The organism is Pseudomonas sp. C321, from assembly GCF_055407105.1.
Window position 1 is genome coordinate 42447 of sequence record NZ_JBUZRB010000005.1, and the last position, 21594, is coordinate 64040.

12 protein-coding genes are annotated in these 21594 nt (G+C 61.2%); 8 read left to right on the plus strand and 4 right to left on the minus strand.

The genetic code is table 11. The features are described 5' to 3' along the window. Positions 1-191 precede the first annotated feature (191 nt). Together ACZRJ6_RS15940 and pcsA are read left to right on the plus strand one after the other, a co-directional pair. Complete coding sequence (locus ACZRJ6_RS15940) at positions 192-1130, plus strand: class I SAM-dependent methyltransferase (RefSeq protein WP_463969583.1); 939 nt, start codon at positions 192-194, stop codon at positions 1128-1130. 150 nt (positions 1131-1280) lie between these two features. Beyond that, positions 1281-2000, plus strand: coding sequence for a phosphatidylcholine synthase (gene pcsA, locus ACZRJ6_RS15945; protein WP_463969582.1), 720 nt, complete (start codon positions 1281-1283; stop codon positions 1998-2000). A 40-nt stretch (positions 2001-2040) separates the two neighbouring features. On the opposite strand, the gene ACZRJ6_RS15950 is transcribed toward pcsA, so the two are convergent. Further along, positions 2041-2826 (minus strand): sulfite exporter TauE/SafE family protein, encoded by a 786-nt coding sequence (locus tag ACZRJ6_RS15950; protein WP_463969581.1) that lies wholly within the window; start codon positions 2824-2826, stop codon positions 2041-2043. 109 nt (positions 2827-2935) lie between these two features. Then, positions 2936-3706, minus strand: a complete 771-nt coding sequence (locus tag ACZRJ6_RS15955; RefSeq protein ID WP_463969580.1) for a class I SAM-dependent methyltransferase — start codon at positions 3704-3706, stop codon at positions 2936-2938. A gap of 197 nt (positions 3707-3903) precedes the next feature. Here ACZRJ6_RS15955 and ACZRJ6_RS15960 point away from each other — a divergent pair, with 197 nt between their 5' ends. From ACZRJ6_RS15960 to ACZRJ6_RS15975, 4 genes are all read left to right on the plus strand, one after another. Further along, positions 3904-4425, plus strand: coding sequence for a DUF3455 domain-containing protein (locus ACZRJ6_RS15960; RefSeq protein ID WP_463969579.1), 522 nt, complete (start codon positions 3904-3906; stop codon positions 4423-4425). Positions 4426-4515: 90 nt separating this feature from the next. Further along, the gene (locus tag ACZRJ6_RS15965; RefSeq protein ID WP_463969578.1) at positions 4516-5055 is read left to right on the plus strand and encodes a sigma-70 family RNA polymerase sigma factor; all 540 of its coding nucleotides are present in this window, start codon (positions 4516-4518) and stop codon (positions 5053-5055) included. Further along, positions 5052-5762, plus strand: coding sequence for an anti-sigma factor (locus ACZRJ6_RS15970; RefSeq protein ID WP_463969577.1), 711 nt, complete (start codon positions 5052-5054; stop codon positions 5760-5762). The genes ACZRJ6_RS15965 and ACZRJ6_RS15970 overlap by 4 nt, the downstream gene beginning before the upstream one ends. A gap of 104 nt (positions 5763-5866) precedes the next feature. Then, positions 5867-6421 carry a UPF0149 family protein gene (locus ACZRJ6_RS15975; protein WP_463969576.1) on the plus strand — a complete coding sequence of 185 codons (555 nt, stop codon included), beginning with the start codon at positions 5867-5869 and terminating at the stop codon, positions 6419-6421. Positions 6422-6425: 4 nt separating this feature from the next. Here the strand turns inward: ACZRJ6_RS15975 and ACZRJ6_RS15980 are convergent, their stop codons facing one another. Next, positions 6426-6779 carry a DUF1428 domain-containing protein gene (locus ACZRJ6_RS15980; RefSeq protein WP_463969575.1) on the minus strand — a complete coding sequence of 118 codons (354 nt, stop codon included), beginning with the start codon at positions 6777-6779 and terminating at the stop codon, positions 6426-6428. 239 nt (positions 6780-7018) lie between these two features. Between ACZRJ6_RS15980 and aroA the strand changes: the two genes are divergently transcribed. Both aroA and ACZRJ6_RS15990 read left to right on the plus strand, forming a co-directional pair. Next, entirely contained in the window at positions 7019-8275 is a 1257-nt protein-coding gene (aroA, locus tag ACZRJ6_RS15985; protein WP_463969574.1) for a 3-phosphoshikimate 1-carboxyvinyltransferase, read from the plus strand. A 32-nt stretch (positions 8276-8307) separates the two neighbouring features. Beyond that, positions 8308-8697 carry a hypothetical protein gene (locus tag ACZRJ6_RS15990; RefSeq protein ID WP_463969573.1) on the plus strand — a complete coding sequence of 130 codons (390 nt, stop codon included), beginning with the start codon at positions 8308-8310 and terminating at the stop codon, positions 8695-8697. Between the two features lie 155 nt (positions 8698-8852). Here ACZRJ6_RS15990 and ACZRJ6_RS15995 read toward each other — a convergent pair whose 3' ends face one another. Further along, on the minus strand, positions 8853-21416 hold the full coding sequence (locus ACZRJ6_RS15995; RefSeq protein WP_463969572.1) for a filamentous haemagglutinin family protein: 12564 nt from the start codon (positions 21414-21416) through the stop codon (positions 8853-8855). Positions 21417-21594: the final 178 nt, after the last annotated feature.

Sequence of the window (21594 nt, forward strand, 5' to 3'; positions counted from 1 at the left end):
GGGCTACCTCCAGGCTTTTTTCCAGTTTATGTCGGCACCAGAGGATTTTTTGACTGTTATAGGCCGTTCAAGCCTATTTTTTGAGCATGAATAACTGCCAAAACCAGCATTACAAGCACGTTGTGCTTCAACCCCCTTAAACCCCGCAATTGTGTTTAAAATGCCGCCCGCTCAATGACCGACGCTGCCCGATGAACCCAGACGCACTCGCCACCCTCAACGCTCATTTGCTCACCGCCCTGCAAACCGCCCCCACGGAGACTCGGCGCCTGTTCCACGGCCGTGGTCGTTGCTGGCCAGGCCTGGAACAATTGACCGTAGACTGGCTGCAAGGCGTGGTGCTGGTGTCACTGTTCAAGGAACCCGAGGCCGCAGAGCTGGCAGCCTTGAAACAGCTGTTGACGCACATCACCGCGTCCAGCCAATGGCAGCAGTCCGGTGCCCATACCCTGGCTCTGCAACACCGCTACCTGCCGCAAAGCACCACCGAGTGGCTGCTGGGGGAGATCGTCGACGAGTTGACCCTCACCGAGGGCGGCCTGCGCTATCTCATCGACCTGGGTAAAAAACAGAACAGCGGTCTGTTTCTCGACATGCGCTACGGCCGCAACTGGGTCCGCGAGCATGCCCAGGGCCTGCGGGTGTTGAACCTGTTCGCCTACACCTGCGGTTTTTCCGTGGCGGCCATCGAAGGTGGGGCCACCCATGTGGTCAACCTGGACATGGCCCGTGGCGCCCTAAGCCGAGGTCGCGACAATCATCGGCTCAATGGCCATGACTTGGGGAAAGTGAGCTTTCTGGGACATGACCTGTTCAAGTCCTGGGCCAAGGTCACCAGCAGCGGCCCTTATGATCTGGTGATCATCGACCCGCCGTCCTTTCAAAAGGGCAGCTTTTTGCTGACCAAGGACTACCAGCGCGTCTTGCGCCGCCTGCCAGACTTGCTCACGCCAAAAGGCACGGTGCTGGCGTGCATGAATGACCCGGCGTTTGGCGAAGATTTCCTGATCGACGGCGTGACCCGCGAAGCACCCAGCCTGCGTTTTGAGCAACGACTGGAAAACCCGCCGGAATTCCCTGATATCGATCCACAAAGCGGCCTGAAGGCGCTGGTCTTTCGTCAAGGCTGATGTCATAGCGCCCAGCGCTTGCTACGCTAACCCTCACGCCGGGTGGTGAACCTTATTCCCTCCTTCCCGGTCGATACTTGCACCCTTTGGCCAGATTCGACGGTGTCACACCCGTCGGCTGCCCCGTTTCACCTTCTGGAGAACGCCCCTGTGATATCGACCCTACATGTAGCCAGACTCAAAGCCTGGGGCGCCCACGGCTTTACCGCCACTGGCGTGGTGTTGGCGTTTCTGGCGACCCTGGCGTTGCTGGAGAATCAGCCCAAGGCCTGCCTGCTGTGGCTGGGCCTGGCGCTGGTAGTAGATGGCGTCGACGGCTCGTTGGCGCGCCGGGTCAATGTACAGACGGTGCTGCCCAGCTTTGATGGCTCGGTGCTGGACCTGGTGATCGACTACCTGACCTACGTGTTTATCCCGGCACTGTTTATCTACCGCTATATCGACTTGCCGGACTTCACGCACCTGTTCACGGTGTCGGTGATCCTGGTCTCTTCGCTGTTCTGCTTTTGCAACGTCAACATGAAGAGCAAGGACAATTATTTCCAGGGCTTCCCCGCCGCCTGGAATGTGGTTGCGCTGTGTGTCTACATCATCGACCCGTCCGCCTGGGTAACGCTTTTGACCGTGATCGGCCTGGCGCTGCTGACCATAACCCCGATGAAGTTCCTGCACCCGTTCCGGGTCAAGCGTTTTATGCCACTCAACATTGCGGTGACCACGGTGTGGTTGCTGTGCAGCCTATTGCTGGTGATCGACCAGCCGTACACCAACAGCCTGACCATGGGCTTGTGGCTGTTGATGTCGGCGTACTTCCTGGGGATTTGTATCTGGCGTACGGCGGTGGAGTGGCTGGATAAGTCGCGCTCGTAATCGGCAAAATGCTGAAGAGAAGCTTGTTGTGGCGGCTGTTTCAAAACGCAAGCTTGTACCCGATCAACCCCAGCATCACCGCCAGGCAAGGGCGCAGGAGCTCGTCCGGCACCCTTCCGGACATATGGCTGCCCACGTAGATCCCCGGCAGCGAGCCCATCAGCAGAAACCCCAGCAGATGCCAATCCATGTTGCCCATGCTCGCGTGCCCAAGGCCTGCGACCAGGGTCAGCGGCACCGCATGGGCGATTTCGGTGCCCACCAGGCGTTTGGTGGCCAGGAACGGGTACAGGATAAACAGCGCCACGGTGCCCAGGGCGCCGGCGCCGATGGAGGTCAGCGCAACCATGGTGCCGAGGATCACGCCAGTGACCACTGTCAGCCCGTTCAGGTTGCGCGGGGTCATGTGGTAGTGATCGCCGGCATGACGTTGCGCGAAGGCCAACAGCTTTTTCTTGAACAGAATCGCCATGGCCGTCAACAGCAGTACCACGCCCAACGCCTGCTTGATCACCTCGTTCATGGCGGTGGGGTCGGTGTGCAGGCTCTTGAGGAACCACAGCGTCAGCAACACTGCCGGCACGCTGCCCAGGGTCAGCCAGCCGGTGATGGTCCAGTCGATGTTCTTATTTTTGCCGTGAACCAGCACCCCACCAGCCTTGGTGATGGCGGCGTACAGCAGGTCGGTGCCCACGGCGGTGGCTGGGTTGATACCAAACCACAACAGGATCGGGGTCATCAACGAGCCCCCGCCCACACCGGTCATACCGACGATAAATCCAACAAGCAGGCCTGCGACAACGAAACCAAAATTACCCACATCCATTACAACTACCTACGGCCTTATAAAATCCTGGCCGCAGCATAGCGATTTTTCTTATAACTACTTATATCAATACGATCTGACTTTATGCCTTTTTGTCAGTTCGATTGATTCAGTCCACACGCAGACATCTATAAGCCTGGGTCTGATACGGGAAAGCCACCGTGTCGCGGCCGCGCAAGGCTGGGTGAGTGTGGATCAAGGTGTGCAGTTGTTCGGTCACCGTCGCTTTCTTGTCGGCCGGCAGCGCGGCGATAAAGCTCACTGACAGGAAGCGGTCCATGATCACCTCTTGCGGGCTGCCAACATGGGTGTAGGGGAAACAGGACATTTGCGGTGCCAAGAAATACTCTCCGGTGAACGCCTCGCGCCACTGCCCGGTATGAAAGCGCGGCGTGTCGCCCTCGTAGGGCGTGATGATCGCAGTAATGGCCGCGACCCAATCCACCGACTCATCCCGCACATTCCAGATTAGCCCCAGGCAGCCGCCGGGCTTGAGCACTCGGTGGATTTCCCGCAATGCCGCTTGCGTGGAAAACCAGTGGAAGGACTGGGCGCAGACCAGGGCGTCGGCACTGGCGTCCTCAAGGGGGATAGCTTCGGCGGTACCTGTCAAGAGATGCACATCCGGCATTCCCTTCGTCAACTGCGCGGCCATGGCTGCTACAGGTTCGACGGCAATCACTGTCGGCGCAACAGTGCTCAGCAGGCGGGTGAACTTGCCGGTCCCGGCTCCCAGGTCGACCACCGTGGACTGCGCATTGATCTGCAGTGCCTCGGTCAGCCAGCCGGTCAGTTGCCGTGGGTAGTCCGGTCGGCCCTGGGCGTAAGTGGCAGCCTGGGTAGAGAACCCCTGTTGAGCAGACGTGTGAACACCGGTCATTGCCAATCACTCCTCGGGTATTACGGGGTCACAGTGTGCGACTGCTGTTCGTCGAAGCCAAGGGCTTCACGTCGGCATGGGACTAATGTCTGCCACCGATTTATTTTTCAATCAGTGCATCCGTTTGATCTCGCGGTGAGTAGTACAGGAAGCAGCCACACCGCTGCCCAGTTGTTCACCCTTACGGAGAGAGACCGATGAACGCTCAATCACTGCTCTGCCTGACCTGCCTGCTCGCTGCCGCTCCGGCAGCCTTTGCCCAGACCGGGTTGCCCGACAGCATCAAGGTGCCGGACGGACACAAGGTGGCCATGGAAACCACCGGTGTTGGCGAAATCACCTACGAATGCCGCGACAAGGCCAATGCCGTCGGGCAGACCGAATGGTTCTTCGTCGGCCCCAAGGCTGTGCTCAATGACCGCAGCGGCAAGCAGGTCGGCACTTACTTTGGCCCGCCAGCCACCTGGCAAGCCAAGGACGGCTCAAAAGTCACCGGTACCCAATTGGCCGTCGCGCCGTCCAGCGCTGGCAACCTGCCCTACCAATTGGTCAAGGCCAACCCGGCTGAGGGCAAGGGCGCCATGAATGGCGTCAGCTATATCCAGCGCGTCGCGCTCAAGGGCGGCGTGGCGCCGAGCTCCGAATGCACGGCGGCCAATAAAGGCAAGCAGGAAGTGGTGAAGTATCAGGCGGACTACATTTTCTGGGCAGCCAATTAATTTGCCTCGAGAGCAAAGTCATCTACGCTGCTCCGATAACACCCCGGCCTTATTTGGCCGGGGCTTGACCTTGTCCTGGTGGCCCGAACCTTGCCCGAACCCTCTTTTGACTATGAAGCCTGCCTGTTGGCATGTGCCCGAGGCGAGCAGCAGGCCTTGCGTCAGCTGTATGAACAGGAAAGCGCCCATCTTCTGGGCGTGGCCCAGCGTATCGCGCGGGATAAGGCCCTGGCGGAAGACATCGTGCATGACGCCTTTATCAACATATGGAACGGCGCCGCCGGTTTCGATCCCGGCAGAGGCTCGGCCCGTGGCTGGATCTTCAGCGTGACCCGGCACATGGCGCTCAACTTCGTACGCAACAATGGCCGTGAAGTGCCGCTCAGTGCAGAGCACGAACAGACACTGACCGCCGAAGCGCCCGTCGACACCTTCGAATACCGTGCCCGCACAGGGCAGATTTACCAATGCCTGGAACATTTGGAGCCGGTCCGACGCAGCTGCGTGTTGCATGCCTATGTCGATGGTTATTCCCACAGCGAAATCGCACAGAAACTGGGCACCCCCCTGGGGACCGTCAAAGCCTGGATCAAACGTAGCCTCGCGGCACTGCGTGAGTGCATGGCATGACGATAAAGAGCACACCTCGCGAGCTGGATGAGCTGGCGAACGAATATGTACTGGGCACCTTGTCGGCCGAGCAACGCATGCACGTGCAACAGCGCCTGGAACAGGACGCCGACCTGCGAACGGCAGTCGATGCCTGGGAGCAACGGTTGTTGCCGCTGACGGAGTTGGCCGAGCCTGTCACGCCCTCGGTGTACCTGTGGCGACGGATCGAACGCAGCCTGGGTCATTCGGTACGGCCCGCCGTCGGGGGCTCGGCGGTGTCGTGGTGGAACCTGCTGGCCCTGTGGCGTGGTTTGGCGGGTGCCGGCATGGTAGCGAGCCTGGTGCTGGCAACATTACTGCTGACCCGCACGGCAACGGTCAACCCGACGGCCTACGTGGTGGTGCTGATGGCGCCGCAAAGCCAGACGCCGGGCTGGGTCATCCAGGCGAGCAACGATCAGCAGATTCAGCTGATACCGCTGGGCGTCATGGAAATACCGGCGGACAAGGCGCTGGAGTTCTGGACCAAAGGCGATGGCTGGCAAGGGCCGGTGTCCCTGGGGCTGGTCAAGCCGGGGCAGACGCTGTCGGTGCCGCTGGATAAACTGCCGCCGCTGGCGCCGAACCAATTGTTCGAGATGACCCTGGAGAACCCAAGCGGTTCGCCGACGGGTAAGCCGACGGGGCCGATTCAGGCGATTGGGCGGGCGGTGAAGGTGATTTGAGTGGTCGCGCAACATTAAGGCGCTGGATTAAAACGCCCACAAGCGCCATCCTCCGCGCTTTAAGCCGCCCCATCAGCGGCGCTCGACGAACAAAGGATATTTCCATGCACGACCAACCCCTCGCCCCTGCCGATTTCGAATCCATCGAAGACATTCTGTTGAAGTACGGCGACGACCACTCGGTGCTGAACCTGGCCGAACTCGACGGTTACTTCACCGCCCTGGTATCCAGCCCGGCTCAGGTGGACGTCGCCGAGTGGTTCCCGGCCATCTGGGGTGGCCAGAACCCGGACTGGGAAAGCACTGACGAAGCCAAGCAATTTATCGACCTATGCGTGCGCCATATGAACGCCATTGCCACCCAGTTGGCAGTGAACGCCCAAGGCTTCAAGGCCCGCTTTGAAGAAACTGAGCACCAGGATCAGCCGCTGACCCTGGCCGAGGAATGGTGCTTCGGTTATATCCGTGGCGCAGCCGTGGGCAACTGGCCGCAACTGCCCGCCGAACAAGCCGAGCAGTTGGAAAAGATTTCCTGGTGCGCAGAGCAGGACAACTTCGAATTGCCTGCCGATCTTGACGTAGGTTTGCATCAGCAGCGGGTCAGCGCCATCGAGCCGGCAGCGCGGGCGTTGCACGATTACTGGTTGGCCAAGCGCTAACCCCTCAGCTATTGAGGATCATCTCAAAGCCGCCATAGATCATCCGTTGCCCGTCAAAGGGCATCGGATTGACGTCGGCCTTCATGCGCGGGTCTTCCATCACCTTGCTCATCCCCGCGTCGCGCACCTGCCGCGACGGCCAGACGATCCAGGAAAACACCACCGTTTCATCGTCCTTGAGCTTGACCGCCATGGGCAGCGAGGTCACCTGGCCCTGGGGCACGTCGTCCCCCCAGCACTCGACGATATTCAGCGCACCGTGCTCCTTGAACACCACCGCCGCGGCCTTGGCATGCTGGATAAACCGCTCACGATTGGCGGTGGGCACTGCGATAACACAACCATCGATGTAAGACATGATCACTCTCCTGATTGGAAGGTATGAACGACCAGGATTGAAACGAGCCGTTCTCTCTTGTAGTCGATCCATCAGGCGCTCAATCGACAGGCTTCTCGACAACGCCGACCAGTGGCATCCCTGCTTGCGGGCACTCACAACGATCCCTGCTCGACAAGGGCATCGTCTTTGGCCGATTATTCGTCTCCGCCAGCCGGCCACTCCACGCCACCACCGCCTTGAATCAGGAGCCTTGTACCTTGAGTTCGCAGAAAACCGTGACCGTTACACCGCCCAACTTTCCACTGAACGGCAAGGTAGCGCCCCCCGGCTCCAAATCCATTACCAACCGCGCTCTGTTGCTGGCGGCCCTGGCCAAGGGCACCAGCCGCCTGAGCGGCGCGTTGAAAAGCGACGACACCCGCCATATGTCGGTGGCCTTGCGGCAGATGGGCGTGGTCATTGATGAGCCGGATGACGTGACCTTCGTCGTCACAGGCCAGGGCAAGCTGCAATTGCCCCCACAGCCGCTGTTTCTCGGCAATGCCGGGACTGCGATGCGCTTCCTGACGGCGGCGGTGGCCACGGTGCAAGGCACGGTGATACTGGATGGCGACGAGTACATGCAAAAACGTCCCATCGGCCCCTTGCTGGCGACCCTGAACCAGAACGGTATCGCGGCCGACAGCCCGACAGGCTGCCCTCCGGTGACCGTCCACGGTAGCGGTCAGGTCAAGGCCAAGCGCTTCGAGATCGACGGCGGCCTGTCGAGCCAGTACGTCTCGGCGCTGTTGATGCTGGCGGCCTGCGGTGAAGCGCCCATTGAAGTAGCCCTGACCGGCAAGGACATTGGCGCTCGTGGCTACGTTGACCTGACGCTCGATTGCATGCGCGCCTTTGGTGCCCAGATCGAAGTCGTCGACGAAAGTACCTGGCGAGTGGCGCCGACCGGCTATACCGCCAACGACTACCTGATCGAACCCGACGCTTCCGCCGCCACCTACCTGTGGGCCGCCGAAGTCCTCACCGGCGGCGCCATCGACCTGGGCGTTGCCCCGCAAGACTTCACCCAGCCCGACGCCATGGCCCAGGCCGTGATCGCGCAGTTCCCGCACATGCCGGCCACGGTCATCGGTTCGCAAATGCAGGACGCCATCCCGACCCTCGCCGTGCTGGCCGCGTTCAACAACACGCCGGTGCGCTTCACCGAATTGGCTAACCTGCGGGTCAAGGAATGTGACCGGGTCCAGGCGCTGCACGACGGTCTCAACGAAATTCGTCCCGGCTTGGCGACCATCGAAGGTGATGACTTGCTGGTGGCCAGCGATCCGGCGTTAGCCGGCACCTCGTGCAACGCGTTGATCGACACCCACGCCGACCACCGCATCGCCATGTGCTTTGCCTTGGCGGGACTGAAAGTCGCGGGGATCAAAATTCAGGACCCCGACTGCGTGGGCAAGACCTATCCTGAGTACTGGAAGGCCCTGGGCAGCCTTGGCGTCCAGTTGAGCTACTGAGCCATCAACACCGGTGTGGGGAGGGAGCTTTCATGACAATTCGCCAACCCTGCCCACCCGGCGCCTGCGATTGCGAACGTGAGCAATTGCTCGACGCCCCCGACGCAGACCAGCGCATCCTGCACCTGACCCGCCAGGAAGAAAAACGCCTACTCGAACGCCTTGAGAATCTGCAAAGCCTGCCGGACCTGGAGCGCATGCAAGAACGGATGTACCAGCAACTGGGCATCCGCGTTCACGTTGCTCCCGGCCACACGGAAGTGAAAACCATGCGCGGGATTGAGATTATCATCGACGACTTGCCGGGCCTGTGTCGCAAGACCCGCAAGTTGATCCCGACGGCTATTCGCAAAGGGCTGGAGAAACAGCCGGAGATTGCGTATCGGTTGCTGGATGCCCATGACTTGTTTCGGGAGGATTAAAACAGGTCCCGTATCTGCGCTAAAGTTCGACAGCTCCCACATTATTTGATCCGGACCGACGAACACCCGCCCCTCCGGTCGGCTATAAGGCTGCCAAAAAAAGGGGCAATCACTGATCGCCCCAAACTGGTTACAACGAGAGGTCCATCAAAACCCTACAAACTAATCTGCCCCCGCTCCTCATCCGTCAACCGCGCCCGCGCCTGTTCACTCAAAGGCCCCGCGCCCAACACCTGCACCGGACTGTCCGGGTTATACACCGGCGCCCTGCGCGCATCCTCCTGCCCTCGCGGTACTGGCTCTGTACCAAACCCGAGCACCTCAACCGTCACAATCGAAGCCCTGCCCCCGCGCGCAGCCGCCTGCTGATTACGCGCCGCATCTTCCGCCGCCTGGGACGCCGCCGCACCCGCCGCGCTGGCCGAGCTCATCGCCCCGGCATTCACCGACGCCGACACCGGCACCCCGGACGACTTGCCCTGGGTCTGGATATTCGCCGCGTTCACCACCCGCAACGCCGCAATGTTGATATTGCCCGACACCCGAATCCCCGCCTCCCCCGCATCAACCGTGCCCAACGGCGCAATCAAGTCGATGTCCCCCGCGGGCACTTCCGGGATCGGGTTAAGCGTGGCAATCCCTGCCCCCGTGCTCGGCACCGACGGCGACAAGGTCACATTGCCCCAACCGTCATAGACCCGCTTGGGCGGCGTATACACCACGGTGGTCTTGGATCCCCGGCCGGCGTTGATATCCCCCGCTGCCGACCAGCCCATGATCGAGCCGCCAAAAGTGGTCATGATCCGGCTCTGGCCCAGCAGAATGCTGCCCATGGAATACAGCTGGATATCCCCCGCGCCCTGGGTAATAACCCCCGCCGAAGCCGGTGGTGCAGCGCCTTCTATGCCGAAGGTCTGACCGCCGCCAGGGGTGAGCATCTGGATCGAGCCGCCAAAATTGGTGTGCACGCCGGAGCCGCCAAACAAGGTGATATCGCCCTTGTAGGTGATCGCATTGCCGGCCACGTCCTTGTCCGGGAACAGCGCAGCAATCGCCGCCCGCCCCCGTACATAACTGCCCTCGCGCACACCGCCGTCCTGGTTGTATTCACGGCCGGCAGCCTTGAGCTCGGTGAAATACACCTCACGGGCAAACACCCGCTGTTGCTCCGCCGGCAGCGCCGTGTAATAGGCCCGGGCCTGCTCGCTGTCACCTTCAAAACCGAAGCGCTCGGCCAGCCAGGTGACCAGTTCGTTTTCGTAGGTCTTGGCGACCTTGCTGCCCTGGATCGACAGCGCCTCACCCGGCTGCGCCAGGTTGCTCGGGTTGAGGTAGGCCTCCACAAAGCGCCGATAATCCGGGCCGTTGGGGCCGGCGCCGGCTTGCATGACAATGCTCGCGCCGGGGCGGTTATCGCCTGGGGCGACAGGGCCGAGGCTGGTGACACTTACCTCGCCGCCCTTCAGGACGTCGCCGCCAGACATGAGGATATTGCGGCCAGCAGTCAGCTCCAGGGTGCCGGGGCCGGCGACCTGGAAGTTGCTGTAGAGGATGTCGCGCCCGGCAGAGACGATGGATATATCGTTGGGGCTGTTATGGATGAACAGGTTGCCCGTCGACAGGGCGTTTTCGGGGCTGGGAATGGTATTAAACCGACTGCCACTGCTGACAATATCCCGTCCGGCCATCATCCACACCGACGCACCACCCTCGTACCAGGTCTGCCCCGTATGAAGATACGTTGGGCCAGAGTCAAAGGAGATGATCCGTCCACTGGTGACCCCCACCAGATCCCCGGTAACCGCATAGAAACGTGCAGGGTCGGTTGAGCGGTTCGAGGTTGTCGACGCGCTGGCGGAACCAAAGACGAACAATGGCAATGGATTGCCATTCGCAGGACTACCGTTCGCCGACAGGTTGCTGCCGTCAACAGCGACCTCACCGTTAACCCTGCCGACAAACGCCGGACGCCAAGGGGTCGCCATGACGCTCGGATCGGCCGACGATGGCGTCACGAACATGCCGCCGGCGTAAATCGAGTCGTTAGCCAGGAACTGCAACTGGCCATGGGCGCCTGGGGCGAGCAACAGAGCAGAACTGTAATCCAGGTCAAACTGCGGTGAGGCAGCGGCTTTGCCGTAGTAAAAACTGCCGCTGGCCGCCGTTGCCCGGACAATCGAGGGATAGACAATCGCCAGGTCTGACGCTATGCCTCCAGTGTTTGGGGTCAAATTGCCTCCCGCTGAAAACAGGTCAATGGCAGTACGTTCGGTCCACAGCGAGAACCAACTGGTGCCAATACCGTGTTCCAAGTTCCCTTGTTCCTTGGAGCCACGTGTGAGTGGCGAACTGTTGAGCAGTTCCACTCGCCCTGGGTCCACCACATCCTGCAAAACAACATCGCCCAGTGTCGCCAGGCTAAATGTGGCATCGCCCGGCACCAGCGTCATGCCGCCCACTGCCCGGCCACGGGTGGCCTGCAATGCATCGAACGCCCGGGTTTCGCCAGCACCGTGATCTTCCTTGACGCTGCCATAGTGCAGGTCAATCTGGCCCAGGGCACCGCCAAGCAACTGCGCATTACCACGTAAATTCACCAGCATGCCGTTCTGCCCGCCGACCAAAAGGTCACTGGCCGGGTTCATGGCACCACCGATACGCACGCGCAAATCGCCACCGCCCGTCAACTGCAGACTGCCATCGCTCGCCACTCGGCCAGTACTGCCAACGGCCAGCACCAGGCCTTGACTGCGCGGGTTGGCGAAGGAAAGCATGGCATTACCGGCCATGCGCTGAAGTAACCCTGCGTCACCCGCGACCTGTATGTCCAGATCACCACCACCCAACGTGCCGAAACCGGTAAAGCCGACCAACTGATCCGCACTGGCAGCCTTACTCGCCAGGTCATTGTCGGCCGTGTAGCTACCGAAGTTGATCCACCAGGCTGTCGGTTGGGGTTGGCCGCCGACATTCACATCCGCACTGCCCTGGCGCCACAGCCAATTACCCACACTCGCCGAATCTGTGCCGGCATCCAAAGGGTTAGGCCGAAAAAAGCCGCTATTGAGTGGAGCAACGATGTTCCCCGTCAGGTTGCCACCTACGTTCATCGTCAGGTTGCCGCCTGCCTCCGGGTACCAGGCACGGTACAGGCTGCCAGTGTCACCGTTGACGAACTGTTCGAAGTAGCTGCCAGGGTCATTGAGTACGGTCTTGCCACGCCCCAGAGCCTTGGGCTGGTTATAAGGGTCGCCCTTGTAAGTGGACGTGGAGGACGTGCCCGCCGTATAGACCCCGTACAGCGAATCCATGCTCAGGTTGCCGGCACTGAGCAGCTCAAGGTCACCGGTGCCGGTGCGGATCACACTGAAACGCGTGCTTGATGGCACTGCTGCATACTTCGTGACGCTCAGGGAAAGACAGTAACTGGGCAACTGGGCACACAAATCCTCGACCGAGTGCATCGTTGGATTGTTGAACTCCTTGACCATCGCGTCAGTGATCACCGTCCCCTCTTCGACGCCCAAGTCGTCCACCGCGACTTGGGTCCATACATATTGAGCCTTGATAGCGCAGTACTCCGGAGAACTGAGACAGAAGTCGGCAACCGTGCCTAGGCTTAAGTCGTCAAACAGCTTCTGGTCAATCGGCTCACCCTCTTTGATATCGAGCCCCTCCCCATCCGGCCCGAGGTCCAGGATCGCCTGCGCAGTCCACGTTTGAACACCTTCTGGAGGCAGTTGCTTGGCAAACATGCCGTAGTGACTGTCCGCCAGATGCAAGTCACCGCTGCGCGGATGCGCTTGCAGGATGCGGCTGTCCGCCGCCTCGGTGTCAGCCCCTGCCACAAGGCGCAGCGACCATGATTGCGAACCTTCAGCCAGCATCGGCGAAATGGCCCAGAGCCGATTCGGCTTCCCGGCCACTTGCGCACGCAACTGCACCGAGTCCGCACCGGCCAGCAACTTGACATTGGTCCCCGAAGGAATGAGTGCGCCCCGTGGCAGCGGTATATTACCGTTGAGGGTGACGATATTGTCAGTGGCCCTCGTGGCGGCATCTACGGAGGGCAGCGGCACACCTTTGGGCCAGGTCATGGCCCCAAATTTAGTCCCTTGAGTCAGCAGGCTGCCAGCTTCCAACTGTGAACCGGCCACCAGTGTGTGCGCCTGGCTCAACAACGTACCTGCCGCCAACAACACATTGCCGGAAGCATCCAGCACCGACGCAGCCAATACAGTGCCAGACGGCAGCACCAGGTCTTGGGTCAGGGTCGAGCGCACCGGCAAGCGGGTACCGGCAGCCATGGTCATGCCCTTGATCGGCAGGTCGTAATTGAGCACCGTACCCGCCGGGAACGCAGTGCCGTCCGCCAGGGTTACACCATGACCCGGCACCACAATATCGCCGCCGGTAAAGTCGATACCCGGCAACAGCACCCAGCCTTTGTCATCAACGGTCTCGGGCGGTGGCGCGAAGCCATCGTTGATACTGCCGTAGATATTCAGGTCGCCACCGGCGCGCAAGGTCAAGCTGCCCGACTCACCGGAACCGTAAACATCGTCTGTCTTCTTGATGTGTGGGTTGAGGCTGGCATACCGGAAGCCAGAGAGATCGAGATCGCCCTGCACCACCAGATCACCGTCCGGCGTTTTGCTAACGATTTCCACCCCTGGCCGCAAGTGGAAGGCATCGGCGTAGGTCGCGTTATTCAGACCGGCGAGTTTGTTTTGCCGCAGATTATTGTTGAGCAGTGCAGCGTCGATAAACTTGACGCTCAAATCATGCTTTTTCTCCAGGTAGTTCTGATCGATCACCTGGTATGGCCGACCGCTGGCGGTAGGGTCGGTTTTCACCTCGGCATCGTCATAGCTGATCATGCCGTTGAGGGTGATCGAGCGGGCGCCCTGGATATTTAGCTGGCCATGTGCGTCGATGGCGATGTCATTGCTGGTGCCATCGGGGTTGATCAGCCGTGGCGCATTCAGCTCCAGGGTGCCGCGATTGCGACCGTCGTGACCCTTCACCACGTCGGTGCCGTGGCGCAGGTCGATGCGTACACCGTCGGCCAAGGTCAACAGGCCGGTGCCGGAGCCGAGGATTACCATCGCCCGGTTGGGTGAGTCGATGATTTTGCCGTAGCTGTCCACCCGCAACTTGCTGCCATGGGCGTCCAGTACCGCACTGCCATCCAGGGTCAGGCCATGTTTGCCCGCCAGGTTGATGCTGCCAACGCGCTCACCACTCGCGTCCACCCTGCCTGTAACCAACAGGCTGCCGTTGTCCACGGACACGTTGATGGTGCCGGCCTTGAGGCCGTTGCCGATGGTCAAGTCGCCCTGTTTGAGCTGGAAGCTGCGCGAGCCAAACACCTGGCCCTCGTTCAGGCGCTGGTTAAGGTCGGCGAACTGTTGGTCCAGGTTGTCGCCGCTGCCCAGACGTTGGGCCTGGATTTCCACGGTACCGGCCTGATAAGGCATCAAGGTGCCGCCGGCATCGTAATAGCCGCTGCTGCCGCCAAGGATCTTGCCTTGCAGGTCGACAATCCCCCCCGCCGCATCTACCGCCATAGCCCGCAGCTTGCCGGCCCGATTGTGTCTGGCCGACAGGTCGATGGTTGACCCCACCGCCTGGAAGATATTGTTGGTGCGACTGTCCAGCAGCACATCGCCGCCCCAGCTGTATTGGGTGACGTCGTTGAACGCGATGGCGCGACCGGCGACGTCGATCAAGGCGTCGCCGGTAAGGATCACGTCGCCACGGGCGCCCAGGCTGACCTTGCCGCTAGGCAGCACCACCGCAGTGGCCAGGCGAATGCTGTCACCTTGCAAGGACAGTTCGGCGCCCAGGCCGTTAACCGTGCCACGCACACCAGCCGAGGCTGCCACGTCAATCGCACCGCCCGCCGTGATGCGGTTCACCGAGCCGGCTTCACCGGTCATCAGCGGGGTGAGAATATTGAGGTTGCCACCGATGTACTGGAAGCCCTTGACCGGGTCATACCCAGCCTGGCGCTGATACACCGAGAGGCTGCCCTTGTGGTTCGCAGTGATGCGTTCACTGGCGTTGAGGTTGATGTTGGCAAAGCCCAGGGCCAGGCGGTCGAAGGTCTTGGTGGTGCTCTTCTGAGCGAAGGCACCATAGCCAAACTCAATACGCTCGGCGTTGATATCCAGACGCCCTCTACCGATACCGGCACCGCCGGCGATGACCGCTCCGGGTGCTGCCTCGGAGCCCTGCCAGATCAAATGGGCGGTGTGGATAGTGGCCACATCGTTGGCATCACCAGAACCATAAATCGCCGGGGTGGACAACAGAAAATTGTCCAGGCGCGACTTGCCAGTCTGTGGGTCGTAAGTGTCGAGAGTCGTGGTGCCGTAGAAGTTGAAGGCCTTGCTGGCCGACAGTTGCAGGGTTTCCAGGGTCGGCGCACCGAACTGGGTATCACCACGCAACAAGCGATCGAGCACATGCTGGTTGAGGGTTAGGCCGGCCGGCAACACGTTGCGTGCTGCGGCATCGGCCAGGCCCGTGGTGCTGCCGACGTTGATATTGCTCAAGGCCAGCGCCAGGTGACGAGTGCCATAGCGCACCTGGTCGCCCAGCTCCAAGGCTGTGTCGGTTGCCGCGACGATGCTGCCCTGCGAATAGAGCGAGGTTTGTCCCGAGCAACTGCCAGTGGCACAGACACCAATCTGAATACCGCCGGTCTTGATATTCCCCGCATTAACGTAGGGCAGCACATTGAGTAGGCCGTTGGACACCGCCAGCATGTTGGGCACGCCTTTGTAGACAAAACCATCACGGGCATCATAGGACGCCGCCCCCTGGCCGATGGTATTGATTGACGCGCCCTGCTCGATCAGGATATCGCCGCTACCGGCTACCAAAATCACCTCCGGCGCCGCCAGGGTCACACCTGCTCGCAGCAGGATCGAACCACCCGGGGCGTTTTCCCCCCGTGCAAATTCGACGGTGTTGCCACCCTGGCCATAAAGCACCATCGATAGGCCACCCACCAGCAGGCGCTTGGCCCCCAGGGCGTTGAGGCTTTGGGCATCCACGGTCAAGCCGGTGAACCCTGGATCAAGCGGTTTGCTGGCATCGACGATCTGCATATCGCCAAGTGACCGGTTGATCAGCGCCACCGTACCGCCAAAGCCTCCTGGCGCTGCATCAAAGCGGCCAATGCCCTTGAACGAAAACGTATCGCTGCCGCCCCCGACATTCATCGCCAGCTTGAGGGTCTTGGCATCCATCGGCAGCAAAGGTCGTGGCACACCGAGCTTGGCGGCATCGGCGATGGCGAATTGGGTGTAACCGGTTTCGTTGTACTGGGAATAACGTCGCAAGGTGTCGGCCGACGTCAGGATCACTTGGCTGACCAGGCCGTTCTGGATACCGGTGTTAATAATCGACAAACGCCCTACCGTGGACCATGAGCCGTTGCGCATTGGCGTGGCACCAGCGTCACTGCCCAGCCCGGCCAAGCCATTGATCTCAACACGGAACGCGCCCGGCATCAGCGCATAAGTGGATGGCATCAAGGTGTAAGTACCGGCCGGCAGCCCCGAAACCCCGGCACCGATGGTGATCTGCTGACCGACCAGTGGTGCCACCGCACCGCCCTCGGCGGCCACCGGCGCATACCCCGGCTGAGCGCCAGGCACGATGGCGTACACCGGGTTGGTGTTCAGCCCAGGCAGCGCAAACCCGCCATTGGCCCCGAACTGTACCAGCGGGTTGTAGCGCGCATCGGTGGAACCGCCGCGCCCGGAAATAAACCCGGCCCCTAACAGTTCACCACCGCCGGAAAGGTCCAGGACAGCCTCGGGCAATACCGCCACGGACTTGCCGCCCAGGATCACCCCGACCGTCAGGTCGCCGCTGCCAATCACCACCCCACCCTGCCCCACGAAATTCACAGTCTTGCCGTTGTAGCGATAGGTCTGGCCATCCACCGTACCGCCATACGGCAATACCAGGCCCCGGCCACTGACCGAGGTCAGACTGCCGGGTAACAGCTCGACCCTGGTACTGCCCAGGTTGCCGAGTTCGATCACCCCCAAGGGCGCACGCAGCACGCCGCCTTGCTTGATAGTAGCGGCGCCCAGTTGCAGGCGCCCGAACACCGAGTACGGCGCGACACCTGTATCGCTGCCAACTTTCTCAATAGTCAGGGTGCGCGCTGGGTCGAACTCTTTTTTCTGGTTATTGCCGCCCAGAGAGCCTACCAAGACCTGAGCGCTGATCCCGCTGCCAGGGTAGATTCGGGCCGCGCGCAAGGTCAGGTCGCCCGCCGATTCCAGTATCGTGCTGAAGCCTTCTGTCACCGCGCCATCGCGACCAGCGAGGAACCGCAGATCACCACGGCTGTTGAGGTGTACCTGATCAAAACCTGAATTGAGTGCGAAAAACACCTCACCACGAATATCCAGCAAGTCGCTGTCGAGCGTGAACAGGCCTTGGCCTGGTATCGCGGGCTTCTGCGCTGATGACGGCGAAATCAGAAAGTTTTCGTTTCTGAGCGGCGAGAGTATTCCGCTGAGCACTACATGGGGCGCATTAAGGCTAACCTGCGAGGTGTTCGAAGCTCCTAGGGCCAAGTCCATACCACCGGAATACAGTTCCAGGCTTTGTCCCATGTTAAGTGATACATCACCGGCGAATGACAGTGTTCGGCTCAACAAGGCGAGATTGTCGAAACCACCGGCTATCACTTGATCTGCCCCGAGCCGCCCATGACCATAAATCAGCGAGTCGGCAGCTGACTCGGCAGTATCGGGTAAGATATTGGCCCGGTGGACCTGGCTGAGAATCATCTCGCGGGGGGCCAGAACCCGATCGTTGGCATAGGCTCTTTGGTAATACACAGACTCCAGCGCCAGCGCCAGGCGCCCACCCGCGGCTCCCTTGCCACCGGCCTTGGCCACAATGCTGCCGTCCAGGTACAGGCCATTGTTGGAAGCAAAGGCAATACTGCCGCCATTGCTCGCCACCAGCGTGCGTCCCTGCCCCGGAATATCCAACAGCGCCTGAGTGCCGGAAGCATCCAGCCGCGCGCCTTCGCGTACCACTACAAACAAGTCGCTGGCCTTGGCGATGCCGGTGGCCGGGTTGATATCACCGCCGATGGTGATCTGGCCGCCGTTGCGCACTTGACCGTAAAGCCCGCCGCGATTGTTCACCGCGGTTACGGAGCGGGCTGCCACATCAATCAATGCCTGCTCGCCGATCCAAATCGAGCGACCGTGGCCGATGGCATCGACCTTTTCGGAGTCAGGCGTACTTATGCCCGCGAGGCTGACGCTACCACCCCAGGCGTTGAGCGTGCCATTGACGGTCAGTTGGCCGATGCTGCGCAGGTTGATCGCCTGGCCAGGATCGACACTAATCACTGCGCCCTGACCCACTGTCAGGGCGGTGGTCGCCATCTGCGCGGCCGTGGAGTCCTGATACCCGGCGGCCAGGTTCAGGCTGGCACCACGGCGTTGGGTCAGCACACCCTTGGTCGCATCTTCCTGATACAGCTGCGGGGTCCAGCGTTCCAGGGTCGTGGCAGGGTCGCTACCGCTCGGCGTAGTCGCCGCCTGTTCGCCTAAACGGTAGACCGGCATGCTGACGTCGACCTTCGCGCCATCGGCGACGATCAAACCTTCATTGCCGGTGATGTCATAGGCCGAGAAACCCTTATTGAAGAAGTCACCGGCCAGTTGCAAGGTACCGGCCTGCGGCACGCTGGGGTTATTACCAACCAGCACCTTTTGGGCTTGCAGGGCCAGAGTGCCGCCGCCACTGACGCCATAGCCGCGAATATCACCGCCCAACTCCAGTGCACCGAAGGCGCCCAGGGTAACGCTGCCGCCCTTGCCGCCGCTGACCGTACCGTCCAGGCCGATGGTTGCGCCGGAGGACACACTCACCAGGCTACCGGCCGCCAGTTTCACGTCACCGGTACTGCGCAGCGACACGTTGCCGCCGTTTATATAGGCCACACCGTCGGTGATCGAAGGCTCCAGCGCCAGGTTGTTCCAGCGCCCGGAGGCATCCAGCTTGACCCCATCGGCGACACTGACTCCCGCCAAGCCCGGCAGGATCACATCGGTGACAACGTTGTTGCCATTGAGATAAATCTGACTGAGCACGTTCCCGGCATTGATACTGCCACCGTGGGCAGTCAGGTTGGCGTTGACCTTGACCCCGGGTGCATACAGGGTGATATCGCCACCGTCCGCCACCTTGAGCGCACCGTTGACCTCAATCTGCTGCTTGGCCCCCACCTTGATGGCGCCCAACTGGTAGCCGTTGAGTTGGTCACTGTCGAGCACCAGCTTGCCCTGACGCTCGGCTGGTAACGCAGTACTCAGATCCAGGCCATCGGCAATCTTTTGCGAGTTGCCCTCGATCAGCACCTGGTTCGTGGTCGGGGTCAAGGCGTAACGCAAGGTGCCGGTGCTTTTATTGAAGATCGGCGTGTACTGGCCAATGATCAGCTGCGCGCGCTGGGCCATTGCCTTCTGCGACTGCTGATAACCATCGAGGTTGATATTAGGCGCCAGGGTCTGGCGATCACCCTGGAACACGTCGCTGATCAACTGCCCTTCCAGCACCGCATTGGTCGTGCCCACCACCAGTTTGCCGGCATCGCGGCCCACGGTATAACCGGCCTCATAGCGGCGTTGCGAGGCGATCAGCGGATTGAAATAAAGATCGGTGCGGCCCCAACGTGTACTGCTGTCTTCAAAGCCCTTGTAGAACCCGGTGTACAGAATGTCCCCCGGTGCTTTCGACAGTTCATAGAGCCGACCATCAGGGCCCTTGAGCCAGGTGTGCTGGATATAACCGGCCTGCACGTCGACGGTACCGCCCGACAGATTGATCTGGGCACCCTGCTGGGTCACCACGTCCTTGCCGGTAAAGGTCACGGTGCCGCCCTGGGCCATCCACTCGCCCACCGAGTGGCCTTGAGTGCCGAGGTAACCGCCCACTTCCAACAGACCGCCTGCGGTGTACCAACGATCCGTGGCATAGCCGTTGGTGCCCGCGGGGACGAACACCAGCTCCCGCAAGTCGACCCACACATCATTGTTGATCAACTTGCCACTTTCCCGGTTGACCGGCGCGTCGCGCTGCTCGTTGCCCTGGACGTTGATCTTGATGTTGTTGGATTCCATCGACACCTTGACGCCGATAGCACCAGACACATCGATCATCGCGCCATCGCGCACCAGGCTGCGCTGGCTGGCGCTGACTACCACCTGACCGCCGGTGGCCAGGGTAATCGAGCCTTTCTGGAAGTCCACGGTGCTGCCGCTGACGATCTCGATCCGCGACTGGTCGGTGCGATCGGCGACGCTGCTCAGATTATTGAACTGCCCGGTGATCAGGTTGGCCGCATGGCCGTCGAGCTTGATCAGGCCGTTGTCCTTCTGGCTGTTGAGGGCGGTGCTGCCACTGCTGTCCAGCAGAATCGCGCTGGTGCTGCCCTGGCCCAGGGTCACGCTACCGGTGCTGTCGCTGGCCGAGTTGAGCAGATGGATGGTACCGCGAGTGTCCACCGAGGTACTGGCCAGGACCACGCCGTTCTGCTCTACCTGGTGCCCGGTGAGGGTGATATCGCCGGTGGAGGCCATGATCAAGCCGCTGTTGCTGACCTTGCCCGAAGTACTGCCGGCCTTGAGGCTGGTGGCCACTTCATTGCCACGGGTGGTGGAACGGTCATTGCCCGCCGTGCCGACACCGCGCCGGATATAAAAACTGTCGCCCGCCGCCAGGGTGGCCTGGCCCTTGGCCGTAATGATGGTGCCGGCGTTTTCCACTTCCGAGCCCAGCAGCAAGGCGTAGCCGCCGGAGTCGGTGGACGTGGCCGGGGCATGAGTTTGGATCAACGCCCCGCGCTGCACCTCGACCTTGCCCGCCGCATCGGTAAAGGTTGGCTGGGTGCCATTGGCATCGACATAAATTCCGCGCAAGGTGAACTGGTCATCGGTGATGGTGGCCGCAGCCGCCACCAGGTTGCGCACGTTGACCTGGCTGCTGCCGCTGAAGACCACACCGTTACGGTTCATGATCATCACCGTGCCGGCACCCTTGATCTGGCCCTGGATCTCACTGGGGCGAGCATTAGGGTCATTGACCCGGTTGAGCAGCGCCCAGTTGGACTGCTGCTGGAAGTCGACGGTGGTGTTGCGCCCGACGTTGAAGGTCTCCCAGTTGAGGATCGCCTTGTCAGCGGTCTGCTCGATGGCCACCGTGGTCTTGCCGCCGGCCTGGCTCTGGGTCGGGCCCTTGGCATTGATCCAGCCCTGAGTCAGGCTGTTATCGACCTGCAACCCGCCCTTGCCAAGACCATCGGGGATGGTCGAGATTTGCCCCATCGCTGCCTGCCGCCCCGCTGCCTGGGCTGCCTGTTGCGCGGCAATCGCCGCGACGCTGGTGTTGAGGGTGCTCAGGGAGCGCTGCAACTGCTGGTTGACGCGGGCCTGCTGGGACAACGGCGGCGGCATCCCCGGTACCTGCGCCCCGGGACGCGCCGCCGTCGCCGCCTGGGACGCGCCCTTGTCGGCGAACCAGCCGGAACTGAAGGCCGTGGCACCATGGGCACTGCCCGCCACCAGCAGCAAGGCAATGGCATGGGCCAGGGGCTTGAGGCGCAGGATCGTCTGGCCGTTGCCAGGGCCTTGGGCATTCACGTTAACCGGTGGTTTGCAGCGGACCATCTGGAATCATCCTTCTTTGTTATTGCTCATGGGCGACTGGCGACGCGCGTCACGTATGGGAGTTAGGCGGTTGGCGAGGGGCGGGACTGAACATCTGTCATCGAAAATTCATATAAGGCTGATACTTGACGCAGGATTTCACGGAGGTCCGTCAATCGACTGTGGGAGTCCTAGATCT